This is a genomic window from Candidatus Nitronereus thalassa, assembly GCF_032191465.1.
Classification (GTDB): Bacteria; Nitrospirota; Nitrospiria; order Nitrospirales; family UBA8639; genus Nitronereus; species Nitronereus thalassa.
In genome coordinates, this window is sequence record NZ_JAQOUE010000002.1 from 526,037 (window position 1) to 541,808 (window position 15,772).

The window sequence follows — 15,772 nt, forward strand, 5'->3', positions numbered from 1 at the left end:
AAAAGACAACGTATCTCTGACCTATCATTAGGTCAATCTCCCTCATTCGGGGATCTTCCATTTGCATTAGGAAACGAAGCAGCCTACAATTCTACAGCAATCGGAATGCAAACTCCTCTCTTTGTTAATATTTCTTTAATAGCCTCCTGTGGATAACAACCAACTCCGCATCACATCTCATTCCCAACAGCGTAGTTTGCGGATAAGACAATTATCTTATTTTATCCTTTGGATTATTCTCATTGGGTTGGTTCCTATTCTCCAAGGCTGTCCACAAGATAAGACGCCTCAGCTGGAAGAGGAAAATTCCGAGCTGAAAAAATTGGCCGCGAAGCTGGAATCCATGATCATTACGCTTCAAGAGGGCAACCGGGTCTTACAGGAGCAAATTGACCGACTCAATAAGGAACTCCGTGAAAAGCAGCAGGAGCAAGATCAGAGGCTGAAGTCCGCGCAAGAAACCGGAAAGGACTTGACGACGGAAAGAAAGGCTCTCGCGCAACAAGTCGCCGAACTCACCAAGGAAAATCAAAAACTGCAAAATGACGCCCAGTGGTTACGACGCCAACGTGAATTATTTCGAGATTCCATGACCACACTTACCCATGGCGCAAAAGCACAAACCTTCTCCGTCGGGCTTTCCCCTATGATCGAAGCTACCAAGCAAGCCTTGCTCCGTCATGGATACTCGACCTTGGCAAAAATGGCCACCGATCAAAAAGCCGTTTTTGTCACGGAACGAAAAACTTCCGCTTCTCCGTCCTTGGAATTACCGGGATTTCGCAATCAATATGTACTGGTCCTCGAGGGAGCTGGGACACAGGCCACCACGCTGAAAATAAAAGCGCAGTATGAAAAAATCTCCCAGGATGGGAAAACACTTGGCGTGGACGACAGTGAAATCGCCGACATCGAGCTCAGAATGATTCGCGCTGTTGAGGATGTACTTCAGGAATCAACAAATAGCAGCTCAAATCCATAAATGACCCGCGCGCCTTTCTCCCACGCTGTTCGAACCTTTCAGTGGAACGGCAGATCTTTGGATTCAAATTTAATCCGCAGCCAAATCAGTTTAACTTTTAAAGAAGATTCTCACTACCAGCCCAATTGTCTCAAGATGGACTTTCTTCGGGGGAATTTTTTTTGCTGCACGATCTCATCGTGCCCTCTTTGAGAATTTACACCGACCGTGAAACCGAAGGAGAAGAAAATGAGGCATTGGCCTGCATGGTAGGCTTCGGCGGAGGAGTTATTCATTTTTCTTATCTGGGGGGAGAATTTAAGAACGAGAATTCGTCAGGCTTTTGCCAGCCTTAAGATAAGCATCCACTCCAGAAGCGGCTTTGCGACCTTCGGCAATGGCCCAGACAATGAGCGAGGCGCCACGTTTCGTATCGCCTGCGGCGAAGATGCCCTCTTTATTGGTCATGAAGTTTTCATCCACCGAAACGTTGCCCCGTGGGCCATACTCCACCCCAAGATTATCGAGAAGGCCATTGTGCACTGGCCCGGTGAAGCCCATCGCCAGCAAGACCAAATCCACATCCATATCGAATTCCGTACCATGAACGGTCGAGAACTTTCCGTTCTCAAAAGACACTTGATGCCCGTGCAGTTTCGTCACATGCCCCTGTTCACCGGTAAACTTGGTAGTTGAAACACTCCACCGCCGATCACACCCCTCCTCGTGGGCATGAGAGGTACGAAGCTGCATGGGCCATAGGGGCCAAGGGGTGGACTCTGCCCGCTCGGGTGGAGGCTGCGGCAACAATTCAAATTGATGCACTTCCTTGCATCCTTGACGATGGGCCGTGCCCAAACAATCCGAGCCCGTATCCCCGCCACCAATAATCACCACGCGTTTATCTTTCGCAGTTATTTGATCTACCTGCAAACGATCGCCAGCATTGACTTTATTCTGTTGGGTGAGATATTCCATTGCGAAGTGAATGCCTTCTAGCTCACGACCAGGGACTGGCAAATCACGCGCATGTTCCGCGCCAAGTGTAAGGCACACGGCATCAAATTTTTGAGCCAACGCCTCACTCGTCAGATCGACTCCGACATTGACATTCGTTTCGAACTTCACGCCTTCAGCCACCATTTGGTCCAACCGGCGATCCAGCACCCATTTTTCCATTTTGAAGTCAGGAATCCCGTAACGAAGCAGCCCTCCTATTCTATCTGCCTTTTCATACACCGTGACCGTATGGCCAGCTCGGGTTAATTGCTGCGCCGCTGCTAATCCTGCAGGCCCCGACCCCACCACGGCTACCTGTTTGCCCGTGTTCGCGATGGGAAGAACTGGTTCAATCCAGCCTTCATCAAACCCACGATCGATAATGTTCCATTCGACCACGCGAATCGAGACAGGCTCCGCGTTAATACCCAAAACGCAGGCTGATTCGCAGGGAGCAGGACAGAGTCTCCCGGTAAACTCTGGGAAATTATTGGTGGAGTGAAGCGCCTTTAAGGCATCCTTCCACCGGCCACGATGCACGAGATCATTCCATTCAGGAATCAGATTGATGACGGGGCACCCGTTCGAGCCCTGACAAAACGGTACCCCACAGTCCATACATCGACTGCCCTGATTCCGCAGTTTATCTTCGGGAAACGGATCGTAAACTTCCTTCCAATCCAAGACTCGGAGTTCAACAGGGCGGCGCTTCGGCCCCTCACGAGCAAACTTAAGAAACCCTCGAGGATCACCCACGGGCCACCCGCAGTTTCTCTCGACCGCCCTTTTTCGCCGCTGCTTTACGCTCCGCCAGCACCCGCTTGTAATCCAAAGGCATGACTTTCACAAATTTTGAAGCCATGCTGGGCCAAGAATCAAGAATCATGGTCGCTTTTCGGCTTCCTGTATAGCTGGCATGAGATTCGATTAAGGTTTTCAAAGTGGTGATATCTTCGGGATTGGCCACTTTTTCCAATTCCACCATGCCAAGATTACACCGCGTCTCAAATTTTCCATCTTCGTTCAGAATAAAGGCTTCACCGCCGGACATCCCTGCGGCAAAATTTCGACCGGTCTTCCCAAGCACAACCACGATCCCGCCGGTCATATATTCACAACAATGGTCTCCCGTGCCTTCAATGACCGCGCGCACACCGCTATTTCTCACGGCAAAACGTTCTCCGGCTGTGCCATAGATATAACATTCCCCTTTGGTGGCACCATACAAGGAAGTGTTGCCGATCAAAATGGTATCTTCCGGAGGAAACGTGCAACCCTTAGGTGGAGTAACAATGATCTTGCCACCAGACAAACCTTTCCCAAGGTAATCGTTCGACTCTCCTTCCAGATTCAAGGTAATGCCACGTGACACAAACGCACCAAACGACTGCCCTGCAGAACCTGTAAAGTTAATCGTAATTGTATCGTGGGGAAGTCCCTCTTCTCCGTATTTTCCCGCAATACGACTGGACAAAATCGTCCCTGTGGTCCGATCGGTATTACGAATAGGCAGATCCAGGACGACTCTTTCCCCATGCTCGATGGCCGGCTGACAAAGTTCTACAAGTTTATTATCCAGGACTTTATCTAACCCATGGTCTTGTCGATCCACGCAATGGGTTTTGACCTGAGGCCCAACTTCAGGCTTCCACAGTAAGGGCGACAAATCTAACCCTTTCGCTTTCCAATGATCCATCGCTTTCTGCACTCTGAGCTTATCTACCCGCCCAATCATGTCGCTGAATTTTCTGAACCCGAGCTGTGACATCAACTGACGCACTTCCTCAGCCACAAAAAAGAAGAAGTTCACCACGTGTTCAGGTTGTCCCGTAAACCGTTTCCGTAATTCTGGATCTTGGGTGGCCACACCGACAGGGCAGGTGTTCAAGTGACACTTCCGCATCATGATGCACCCTTCCACAATAAGCGGAGCGGTAGAAAATCCAAATTCTTCAGCGCCTAACAGTGCCGCGATGGCCACATCACGACCGGTTTTCATTTGCCCATCCGTCTCCACGCGGATCCGGCTGCGCAAATCATTGAGGACAAGAGTTTGATGCGTTTCCGCCAACCCGAGTTCCCATGGGATCCCGGCATATTTAATGGATGACAATGGCGAGGCCCCGGTGCCTCCGGAATCCCCACTGATTAAAACTTTGTCCGCATGAGCCTTGGATACTCCAGCCGCCACCGTACCCACCCCAATTTCAGAGACCAACTTCACCGACACATCAGCCTGGGGATTAGAATTTTTTAGATCGAAAATCAATTGCGCCAAATCTTCGATAGAATAAATATCATGATGCGGAGGTGGGGAGATCAACCCGACACCTGGCGTGGAAAACCGCATCCGCGCAATCGTTTCGTCGACCTTATGTCCCGGGAGCTGTCCACCTTCACCAGGCTTGGCGCCCTGAGCCATTTTAATTTGCAACTCTCTGGCATTCACCAAATAATTCGCCGTGACCCCAAATCGACCCGACGCCACTTGCTTAATGTATGAATTTTTTGAATCTCCGTTAAGCAATGGTGCAAACCGCTCAGAATCTTCGCCGCCTTCACCCGTATTACTTTTTCCTCCTATGCGGTTCATCGCAATGGCGAGAGTCTCATGCGACTCCTTAGAAATCGCGCCATAGGACATGGCCCCCGTGGTAAACCGTTTGACAATCTCAGTGACGGGTTCGACTTCTTCGAGCGGAACCGGTTCTGGTGCAAACTTGAACTCAAACAAGCCCCGAAGATTCGAACGCCGTTTGCTCTCATCATTCACGAGATCGGAGAATTCCTTAAACGTCTTCGGATCGTTGGTCTTGGTGGCATGCTGCAACTTAAAGATCGTATCGGGATTCCAGTTATGATGCTCCCCTTGAATCCGGTAGTGGATCTCGCTGCCAAAATCGAGTTGACGAATCGCCTCGGGTTCGTATGCAACGGCATGTCGCCGCAAGGTTTCTTCGCCAATTTCCCGCATCCCGATGCCTTCTACCCGGGAAGGCGTTCCGGTGAAATACCGACTCACCAACTCTTGGCTCAATCCCACAGCTTCAAAAATTTGAGCGCCACAATAGGACTGCACGGTGGAAATACCCATTTTTGAAAAAATCTTGAGCAATCCTTTATTAATTGCTTTCACAAATTTTTCCGAAGCGGTATCGGCATCCACCCCTTCCGGCAAATAACCCTCGCGTTCCAAATCCACATAGGTTTCAAATACGAGGTAAGGATTGACCACCCCAGCACCATACCCAATTAAACAGGCAAAATGATGCACATCGCGCGCCTCACCCGTTTCCAAAATTAATCCAACTTCCGTTCGAGTCGCTTCACGCACCAAATGATGATGAACCGCGGAAATCGCCAAAAGACTTGGAATGGGCGCCCAATCTTGATTAATGCCCCTATCGCTTAAAATTAAAAATTTATATCCGTCTTTTATCGCTTTCGAGGCATCACGACATAACTGATCCACAGCAGCACCAAGGCCTTCGGGGCCTTCCGCCACCCGAAATAACATTGGCAAGGTTTGACTCACAAAATGGGGATCTTCGAATTCCCGCAGTTTTTGCAAATCGGAATTCGTCAAAATCGGCTGTCGGACCTTAATACGGCGGCAGGCTTCCGGCGTCTCGGCAATGAGATTGGGTTTGGGCCCTATGTTGGTCACCAACGACATCACGAGTTGTTCCCGAATAGGATCGATTGGTGGATTAGTGACTTGGGCAAAGAGTTGCTTGAAATATTTCGGCAACAGTTGGGGCCGATTCGAAAGGACCGCCAAGGGAGTATCGGTCCCCATCGAGGAAGTCGGCTCCTCGCCATTAATTCCCATCGGCGAAAGCACCATTTTCAACTCTTCAATGGTCACACCGAAGGCCTGCTGACGTTGGCGAAGTGTTTGATGATCGGGCTGCGGCACACTCAACGGTTCGGGCAATTCGTCTAATGATACCCGATGTTGAGTCAGCCAAGACCGGTAGGGTTTCCGCCCAGCGATATCGGCTTTAATTTCTTCGTCATCAATTATGCGACCCTGTACGGTATCCACCAAAAACATCCGGCCTGGTTGAAGTCGACCCTTCTCACGAATGTTTTTCGCTTCCGTAGGAAGGACTCCCGCTTCGGAGGCTAGCACGACCAAGTCATCAGTTGTCACCTGGTACCGGCAAGGCCGCAATCCATTCCGATCGAGTGTCGCACCAATAAGTTTGCCATCCGTAAACGCCACGGCGGCCGGTCCATCCCAAGGTTCCATCATAGAGGCATGGTATTCATAGAACCCTCGACGATCCAAGCTCATGTGAGGATTTCCCACCCAAGGCTCTGGAATCAGCATCATCATGGCATGCGGTAACGAGCGGCCCGCCATGACCAAAAACTCGACGGCGTTATCTAGGCATGCAGAGTCGCTTTGGTTCTCGTAGACAATGGGATAGAGTTTTTCGAGATCTTTTCCAAACAAGTCCGACTGCAATCGTCCCTGTCGGGCTCGCATCCAATTGACGTTTCCACGAAGCGTATTGATCTCGCCATTGTGAACGGTATAGCGATACGGATGCGCAAGGGTCCAGGTTGGGAAGGTATTTGTGCTAAATCGCGAATGCACCAAAGCGAGGGCCGACACCATGCTCGTATCTTCTAAGTCAGCATAAAAGTGTCCCAATTGTTCAGGAAGCAGCATCCCCTTAAATACAATTGTATTCGCGGACAAACTGCAGATGTACACTCTCCCACGTTCCACCAAAGCAGACTCCCGAATGGCGCGCGCAATTCGTTTCCGCACCACGTAGAGCTTTCGCTCAAATTGAGCGTCATTCAAAATATCTCGGGCAATAAAGAACTGCCGAATATATGGAAGGGTCTGCTTAGCTTGATCTCCCACATGCTCCAGCTTTACCGGCACATCCCGCCAGCCTAAAAACCGCACGCCTTCCTCGGCAATAATTCTTTCGAACAGGCCCTCGCATTGACGCCGCAACGGCTCATCCTGCGGGAGGAACACTATGCCAACTCCATAGCCACCGGCCTCGGGAATCGTCAGCCCAATGTCCTTCGTCGCTCGCCGAAAAAATTCATGGGAGATCTGCATGAGAATCCCCGCACCATCCCCAGTACAAGGATCACACCCTTGCGCTCCTCGATGATGAAGATTTTTTAGAACCTGAAGCCCTTGCTGAATAATTTCATGAGACTTGTTGCCCTTAATATTGGCCACAAAGCCGATGCCACACCCATCCTTTTCATTTCGCGGATCGTAAAGACCCTGCTTCGGGGGCATGCCATAAAAATTGGATAGGTTTGTCATTGTCCTTTGCACCAAATGATCTGATCAGCCAGCACTAAGCCAACATCTCATTCCATACACATTAGGAGGGATAACCCTCCCTTAACTCATTCAAAGAAAAAGGAAATGGTGGGAAAAATTGTACCCCTGAAATCTACTCGAAGGCTTCAAAGAGTGTCAAGGAATCGGTCCTTTTTAGGTAACCAATTTAAGAATCCGAGACAAACTCTCCGATTGGGTTTCATGTGCAGTTTTCAAAACCAAATCTGGGCTCGTAGGGATCTCGTAGGGATCTGACACTCCAGTAAAATGCTGAATGTGCCCATCTCGAGCCTTTTGATACATGCCCTTAACATCACAAGCCTGGCACACCTCTAAAGGGCAGTCCACAAAAATTTCGATATAGGTTTGGAACTCTTTTCTGATTTGGTCCCGTGCTTCCTGATATGGCGAGATCGCCGCAACAATTGCCATTACCCCATGACGAGCCAGAAGATTGGCCACAAAGGCGATTCGCTGGACATTTTCAATACGATCTTCCTTGGAAAATCCTAGACCCTTGGTGAGCCGTTGACGAACAATATCCCCATCAAAAATTTCAGAGGGCACACCCTGGCCGTTCAAACTGTCATGAAGGAGGTGGGCCAAGGTACTCTTTCCCGAACAGGGTAGCCCTGTAAACCAGATAATAGATCCCCCGCTCATGCCTGCCCCCATAAGGGGGTCAAGATTTGACCTTGCATTTCACCATAATGCCAATGGCCTTTTTTTATTTCCCCATTGCCCAACTCCTTACAAATCCCAAATAGCACTTTGGGATGTGAGAGTAAGGAAATCGAAAAAATCAAAAACTGTTGAACAGGGAGAACCTCAGAAAATAGCCATGGCTCCTTGAAATAAAAAAGTAAAATTACCTTTAGAAATCATGCACTTCTGTAAAAATAAGTTTTAGAAAACTTTTGTCTTCCTGGCCATTTTCCAGTCAACCAAATTAAATGGTAAGCCGGGATTCTAATCCAATAAATCAAAACCTTGGAAAATAACGGAAAGCCCATTCGTAAATCAAATGATAACTCACTGAATTTCTTGGAAGATTTGGCCGATAGAATACTATCAAGTCACCATTAAACACCCTGCGAAACGCATAAAAATCACCATACGAGCGCTGAATCTCCACCCCAAGTCACATGAATTGAAAGTTTGTCGCGTTGCAATATTTTTCAAATCTTGAGGTAAAAAATCCCAAGCCTATCGCATTTGATTATCGTACGAAGAATCTACGGGAAAAGATTTCCAGCTGATCAAAGGCACCTAAACCAAAAGTTGAATTTGTTGGGTAACCGAAATTGATTAGGCAATTTCCCTTCATTGGCTCCCTCAAGAGTACAAATTACATGCCCAAAGAACAATCTATTGATGACATTCAAATTCTTCGTGCCTGGGCAATCCTGCTGGTTACTATCGCCCATTTTCAAGTATACCTAATTTATTGGTCATCTCCTTTCCTAAAAGATTTTTATTATTATTTTGGCGGTGCATTCGGGGTCGACCTATTTTTCGCTATATCAGGGTTCGTCATTGCCAAAAGTCTGCTCCCGACACTTAGAAACACCCAGTCTACTCAAGAGTTTTTTCAGGCCGTAAAGGCCTTTTGGATCCGCCGCATTTGGCGCCTGACTCCCTCATCCCTACTTTGGATTGTTCTTCCCTTACTCCTGTGTCTCGGATTTAATGAGTCGGGAGCTTTTTTTTCCCTGGAAGCGAACCTTCGGATGGCCGCGGCAGCATTGTTGAAAGTTTCAAATTTCTACGCGCGCACGGTCTGGGGACAACCAGAATACAAAAATGTGCTCTCGCCTTATTGGAGCCTTTCGCTGGAAGAACAGTTTTATTTTATCCTACCCCTTCTTGTATTCTTTTTTCGTCGGAAGTTAATTCCCCTTTTACTCCTAATTGTGTCTATTCAACCTTTTCTACACCATGGATACTTTGCGTTGGGAGTCATGCGGAGTGAGGCGTTATTTTTGGGGGTGTTAATCGCAATTTGGCAATCACACCCAACCTATAACCATTGGAATCCCAAATTCCTTCAACATGCCTTCCCTCGTGTCCTTTTTAGTTGGATCATTATTGGTTCTCTCATTCTTTTAAATTCCCAAATAAAATTGCTACCCCCAGGTTATAGTTTTGGACCGGCAGCCTTGGTGAGTGGGGCAGCCGTTTTGGCAGCTTCGTTTAACCAGAACTATTTTGTGAAGACACACTGGCTAAAGTCGGTACTGCTTTGGATTGGATCACGTTCATATGGGCTCTATCTCATCCATATTCCAGCCTTTGCTGCATCAAGAGAAATTTTCCATCGGGGAAACCCACAAAACCCAGTTCACCTGCAAGGTGATTTTGCTATAGCATTCTTTGTGATTTTTGCCATTTTATTCACCGCCTTTCTCGCAGAACTAAACTATCGATTCTTTGAATTGCCCCTTAGATACAAAGGAAAGGCTATAGCCAACAAATACTTTCCTGAAAAAACACCAGAACAAATTCTTTCATCAAGGGAGTTACCTGCCTACCACTAAGTACTAGATCATTGTGAATTGACTATTTGAGGAATCATACTTTTCCCAATATTCCAGGTGCATTTTTTCACAGGAAAGCCCCTATTAAATTCTGAAGTTCAAAAACGGTGGGTTGGAATCTTTAGGTGAAGAAATTGGGACTTTACCCCAGGCTAAACCAAGACACTCATGAGGCCGCTCTTTTACCTACCTATCCCATGAGGAGCCGTCCCGATTACCTTGACAATCACCAGACCCTCACCTAGTATCCTCGGATGGCTAATGGGCCCCCTCAAGTCGTATCCACTTCCCTTTCCATGGAAGATGTCTTCGAGGCCTATCGTAACGACCTTGAAGAGATCGAAGCGCACATTCGCCAAAATCTTGACTCCGAAGCCCCGCTGATCAATGAAATCGCCGCGCATATTCTCTCCAGCGGTGGCAAACGTATTCGTCCCCTACTGCTCAGCCTTTGTGCCCGCCTCAATGGCTATGATCCCAAAGAAGATTTGGTACTCGGCAGCCTGATCGAGTTTATTCATACCGCGACGTTACTTCATGACGACGTGTTGGACGAAGCAGATCTTCGCCGCGGGCAACAGACCGCACGCCGCATTTGGGGCAATCACGCAAGTATTTTGGTGGGAGATTACCTTTATTCGCGTGCGATGCAACAGATCGCCGCCTTCCAAAATCATGAGGTTAATGATGTCATGGCCATTGCCTGCCGCAAAATGGCCGAGGGTGAGATTCTGCAATTATGTGCGACCCGTCAACCATTGTTGACCGAAACGGACTACTTACGCATCGTGGAATATAAAACCGGAGCCCTAGTGGCCTCGGCCTGTAAAGTCGGGGCCATCATCGGTGGCACTTCTCCTGCGCAACAAAAAGGTCTGTATCAATTTGGATTGTATTTAGGCATTGCCTTTCAATTGGCTGATGACCTCCTGGATTATACAGCCAATGGGGACAACTTAGGCAAAGCCCTAGGCCAAGATCTCATGCAAGGCATGATTACGCTTCCCCTCTTACATCTCTTGCGGTCCTGCTCTGTAGAAGAGCGCCAAGACCTGGTACAAAAGATTGAATCCAAATCGATAGAAGAAAAAGACCTTTTGAAGATTACCACCATGATGGCACGATATGGATCGCTGGAATACACCACGAGGCGATCTCAAGAATATATCGACGCCGCACTCCTCAACCTCGCGCCCTTCGAAGATTCCTCAGCAAAACGCGCCCTCACTGTAGTCGCCGATTACATGGTCAACCGCGATCGGTAGCCGCCTTCTCCTAGCCCTGACGGGTTTGCACTCGATTTCTTGGATTTTTCCCATTCCCCATCATTTCTCATGCCGCACGTCCTTTCCCCTACTTAGCTCTTAATTTGCCGCAACGTGTGGGAACAAACCAACCAAAAAGAAGAAACCAGTAAGGCACGAAAAGAATTTTTACGAGGTTAAGGTGGTGGAGGGTAGGGGAGATTTCTCTTTTAAGATAGCAAGGACTAGTAGGCCAACCATAATCCAAAGAATTTCTCGCATGCGACGAATCAGGGCAAAGGTAATACCTGTCACCTCGTCGAATCCAAAACTCAACAGTAACACCAAGTACCCACCTTCTTGGGCCCCGAGACTGCCAGGGATAAAAAATCCAGCGCCTTTAATTAACACAGAAATAGCGGCAATGGAAAATGCGACCAGCAGAGTCACATCCACCCCCAGGAAAAATAAAATAGCATAGACCTCAAAAGTTTCAATAGCCCATGCGACAAAATAAACCAAGACCGTAACTCTGAAAATTCCTGCGCGCTCCTGATAAAACCCCCGGATCGTGTTATCCAAATCCAACAGCTGGGCTTCCCGAGATTCCAAAAATTTCATGGGCAATCGGATTTTTCGAAGAATCGTAAGAAGCCCCATGCCAATCCCGTGGCGTTGAATCATAAACAACATGAGAAGACCAAAGGCTAACATTCCCAGGCCAACGGCCGCCGCCAACACGTTATGATCAGACCCACCAAGGATCCCCACCATTAAACATATTCCCAAGAGCATAAAGAGTATCTGCGCTAACACCATGGCGGTCTTGGCCGTGACCAGCGAGGCCAGCCCCTCAACCATTGGAACATCATATTGCTTGAGCAAATAGGCCTTCATGGGTTCTCCACCCACCATCCCGGTGGGGGTAGATGCATTGATGGCTTCTCCGGCTGTTCGGACAAAGAACAATCGAAGAAACCCCACACGATCTGCCCAACGCCCCAACGTCAGTTTCCATCCGTAGGCTTCAAGAACATAGACCACAAGGAGAGGAAGCAAAATAATGACAATGGAAACAAACCCAAGTTGTTGGATCGTTTGCAGAATCTGAGAAGGACCGACATGCCACACCAATGCGGTGAGCGCGACCAAGCCAATGGCAAGAAAGATGAGTCGAATCATGTAAAGAACTCAGAGGTAAGACATGATGCGTAATGCGTGACAAACAAAGCGTAAGGAAAATCCTTGGATTGACACTTTACGGATCACGCTTTATAAGACTTTACACTGAAGAAGCTTAGGTTGCGATAAATTTAGGAAGATTGAGGAAGAAGCGCTCGACGAAGGGTCCACCCCATCATCAAACTAAAAAATGCCCCGCCCAACGCACTCAACCATAAAAACCACGGCAAAAATGCCAGGCAGGCAAAAATTAAGACCACCACAGAAAAGTCACGATTCGCCACGTTCCCCAAAATAAACTCTAGCCGCGTTCTATGGGCGGGATTAATTTTCCGCCAGGCTGTAGAATTGGCTTTCAGATGCCGAACCCGATTCACAAATATAAACGAAAACGCATTGGCGATAATCGCAACCGCCCCCAACACCAGGGGCATGGGACTATGTTGCCAAGGACCTTCAAAATAGGCACCACTGGCAATCCCTGCAAAAATGGCCATATGCACCACATTATCAGCAATAATATCCAACTCTTGTCCAAAAGCAGACTCCGCAAATGTCAGCCTTGCCACCTCGCCGTCACAACAATCCACAATGACCGAGAATTGAAAGAGCAGCGCCCCGATAATTCCTAATTCATAGGAACCAAAAGCAAAACATGCAGCTCCGGCCAACCCAATGAGCATGGAGATAATAGTGATCACATTGGGCGAGATACCGAGTTTAATAAACATCCGGGTCAGCGCCCCGGAAAGTTTTCGATTCACATACCGATCGACCAACCCATCCAAACTGCCCTTAACCGTTTGCAAGGAGCGAAACAACATTTGCTCGGCTCGCTCCAGTCCTTTGGGACCACGCGCATCAAGATAGTCCTGAGCGGTCGTGGAGATAGTTTTGACAATTCCCTCGGCCGCAGCTTGTTCCAGTGCTAAACGAATCGGTCCACCTGCAGGAGATTTCCACGATCCGGAAATTCCAAGAAGCCGGGCGGGCAACACCACTAAATCTGTGGTAGGAGCTAACCGGCATTCCCCCTCATTGAATTCCGGGGGGGGTGTCGATTCTTGATCTTGAAATATTACCCGATGTGTTATCCCGCTTGTATGCGGATCAGCACGCATTACCACACCAGGATTGGCTTTCCATCCCTCATCGCCCGGGCGCCCTATAGCCACTAAGACCTGACCATCCTTAACCCCTTCGCGAAGGGATTCCACAAGCGAAGGAGCAAAGACCATATGACATCCCAAAATCAGGCAAGACCCTTTAATCTCATTCGCGAGTGTTTCCCATGTCTGAGGATCCCCTGGTGGAAATTCTCTTACAGGTAACCAACGAATCGCGGCTTGCACTCGGTCATCCTGATGGATAAGGGACCGAAGATGCTGCTCTTCTTCACCAACCAAAGCCAAGATCTGTGAAATCCCAGCTCGTTGTAGGGTGAACACTGTGCGCTGAAAAAGAGTCAATCCGCCAATCCGGGTCAGCGCGCTTACAGGCGATCGCTCTGTGGCCAATGTGAGATCAAACACACCGGAAGACGCCAAAAGGATCGCCGTATCCACGGTGCTCACTTCAGGTTTATTGAGCGTGCCATCCATCCGGAATTATCTCCCACATTATTTATGCATCGACATGGTTTTATTCCCTACCATGTTCAGAAAACTTCGGCAACACGTCATTTTGCGCACGGGCCACATCCTCAGGGAAGTCTATTTCGATCCACGGCAGGCCACCAATTTTTTCTACCCCGACGGTCGTGGAACGGAAAAAGTCTCGCAGTGCATCTTCATGTTCCATATCCAGAAGTCCTTGGCTGATCCGTTTCTCAACCGATTGTAATAAACTTGGAGCATCGTTGCCACTGAGCTTCAAAAATCCTACACTTTCACCTGCGTCATCATACGTATCTGGCATTTGCTTTGAGAGAGCGATCACGCGGCCTTGTTGAACCACCACCATACACTCCTCACGCGTTTCGGGATCTTGGACCACGGATTCATCCATCAGCAAGGCATTGGGATAACAAGACTTGACCAGCCGCTCTAGAATAGTGGGATGGAATAACACATCCGCATCCATAATGACCGTGTCATCGTCCAGAGCCGTCCGCGCGACCCACAACGACACGATACTCCCACGCGCATAGTCATCATTCACTAAAAAATGGACGGGAACCGAGCCCTCCCATTCAGCCACGGCCTTGCGAATCAACTCCTGCTTATACCCGACCACTATGGTAATGCGAGACACACCTAAGGTTGTTAAACTGTCAAGATATCGGATCAGTAAGGTTTTTCCACCAATCGAAAGCAGACATTTCGGATGATGCTGAGTCAAGACATGGAGACGTCGTCCAACCCCCGCCGCTAAAATTACTGCGTTCATAAGAATTAAATAATTTCCTTAAAGGCCGAGACGAACCCTTCGAAATCGGCTTGGGTTAAATTTCCCATATTGGCCACACGGAAAATCTTATTACTCAACAAACCTTGACCAGCATAAATGACATACCCCCGTTCCTTTAATCCGTCATGTAACTCTTGATAGGTACGCCCATCTGGCAAGAAAAACGACGTCAAAGAGTTCGATTGTCGTTCAGCTGGCAGAAGGGTCTTCACCCCCAAGGCCGCCAGTTGGTCCCGAAGAAACGCCGCAGAAGTGGCATAACGCTTGATCCGATTTTTCACGCCCTCTTCCAACAGTTCACTCAATGCCTCATTGAACGCGGCATAGACCTGAATAGCAGGCGTAAAGGGCACAGTGCCTTGTTCCTGCGCTTCAAAATAGCGTGGTAGGTTCAGATACATGGAGCGCTTAGGATATTTGGAGACTCGTTCAATAAATCCCCTCCGAATCAACACAAACGAGACGCCGGGGAATCCTTGGATACATTTTCCTGCGGTTCCCGCCACAACATACATATGCGAGCCCGCGACTTGGAGCGCCTCTCCTCCCAAACCGCTGACGGAATCCACCACGCACACGCGGCCCATGTCATCGACAATCTGTGCGATCTCATTCACGGGGTTGATTAAGCCCACGGTCGTCTCATGGTGCACGAGGGCTAACGTTTGGACTTCGGGGTGATGTTTAAGCGCGGTCCGGATTTTCTCGGGGTCAGGCACTTCATCCCACTCTAACTTAATCTCTGGCACCCCCAACCGTTGGCTGGCGACAATGTCCGAAATACGTTGCCCATACACGCCATTATTAACCGTCAAGACCCGCTTCCCAACTGGTAAACAGGAAAGCACCGCGGCCTCCACTGCCGCAGTACCTGATCCGGTTAAGATGATGGCGGTATATTCTGACTCGGCCCCTGGCACAAAGGCTTTAAGTAATTTTTGTCGAATATTCTGAATGAGCTCCGCACATTCGGGTTCTCGATGGCACATGTCGGGAAACGTCAGTGCCTTTCGCACTCGTTCTGAAACATTGACCGGTCCTGGATTAAGCAAAATCATGAGATTCAGTGACTCCTCATTGGTTCAAAGATTGGGCGAGCAGGAAAACTGGATGC

At 48.7% G+C, this 15,772-nt stretch carries 10 protein-coding genes; 3 read left to right on the forward strand and 7 right to left on the reverse strand.

All coding sequences use genetic code 11. From position 1 onward, the window contains the following. The first annotated feature begins 148 nt into the window (after positions 1-148). Positions 149-982 (forward strand): hypothetical protein, encoded by an 834-nt coding sequence (locus tag PPG34_RS17730; protein WP_313834782.1) that lies wholly within the window; start codon positions 149-151, stop codon positions 980-982. 297 nt (positions 983-1,279) lie between these two features. Here the strand turns inward: PPG34_RS17730 and PPG34_RS17735 are convergent, their stop codons facing one another. The 3 genes from PPG34_RS17735 to cysC all read right to left on the reverse strand — a co-directional run bounded on the left by PPG34_RS17735 (position 1,280) and on the right by cysC (position 7,949). Next, positions 1,280-2,716, reverse strand: coding sequence for a glutamate synthase subunit beta (locus PPG34_RS17735; protein ID WP_313834783.1), 1,437 nt, complete (start codon positions 2,714-2,716; stop codon positions 1,280-1,282). After that, positions 2,709-7,265, reverse strand: coding sequence for a glutamate synthase large subunit (gene gltB / locus PPG34_RS17740; RefSeq protein ID WP_313834784.1), 4,557 nt, complete (start codon positions 7,263-7,265; stop codon positions 2,709-2,711). Before gltB ends, PPG34_RS17735 begins: the two co-directional genes overlap by 8 nt. A 174-nt stretch (positions 7,266-7,439) precedes the next feature. After that, the gene (gene cysC / locus PPG34_RS17745; protein WP_313834785.1) at positions 7,440-7,949 is read right to left on the reverse strand and encodes an adenylyl-sulfate kinase; all 510 of its coding nucleotides are present in this window, start codon (positions 7,947-7,949) and stop codon (positions 7,440-7,442) included. A gap of 689 nt (positions 7,950-8,638) precedes the next feature. On the opposite strand from cysC, the gene PPG34_RS17750 reads away from it, so the two are divergent. Next, positions 8,639-9,823, forward strand: coding sequence for an acyltransferase family protein (locus PPG34_RS17750; protein ID WP_313834786.1), 1,185 nt, complete (start codon positions 8,639-8,641; stop codon positions 9,821-9,823). A gap of 254 nt (positions 9,824-10,077) precedes the next feature. After that, the gene (locus PPG34_RS17755; RefSeq protein ID WP_313834787.1) at positions 10,078-11,088 is read left to right on the forward strand and encodes a polyprenyl synthetase family protein; all 1,011 of its coding nucleotides are present in this window, start codon (positions 10,078-10,080) and stop codon (positions 11,086-11,088) included. A gap of 168 nt (positions 11,089-11,256) precedes the next feature. Here PPG34_RS17755 and PPG34_RS17760 read toward each other — a convergent pair whose 3' ends face one another. The 4 genes from PPG34_RS17760 to PPG34_RS17775 form a co-directional block, all read right to left on the reverse strand. Then, positions 11,257-12,249 (reverse strand): flippase-like domain-containing protein, encoded by a 993-nt coding sequence (locus PPG34_RS17760; RefSeq protein ID WP_313834788.1) that lies wholly within the window; start codon positions 12,247-12,249, stop codon positions 11,257-11,259. 131 nt (positions 12,250-12,380) lie between these two features. After that, entirely contained in the window at positions 12,381-13,850 is a 1,470-nt protein-coding gene (locus PPG34_RS17765) for a CDP-alcohol phosphatidyltransferase family protein (protein WP_313834789.1), read from the reverse strand. 40 nt (positions 13,851-13,890) lie between these two features. Then, the gene (locus PPG34_RS17770) at positions 13,891-14,637 is read right to left on the reverse strand and encodes a phosphocholine cytidylyltransferase family protein (RefSeq protein WP_313834790.1); all 747 of its coding nucleotides are present in this window, start codon (positions 14,635-14,637) and stop codon (positions 13,891-13,893) included. A 5-nt stretch (positions 14,638-14,642) separates the two neighbouring features. Beyond that, on the reverse strand, positions 14,643-15,716 hold the full coding sequence (locus PPG34_RS17775; protein ID WP_313834791.1) for a pyridoxal-phosphate-dependent aminotransferase family protein: 1,074 nt from the start codon (positions 15,714-15,716) through the stop codon (positions 14,643-14,645). Positions 15,717-15,772: the final 56 nt, after the last annotated feature.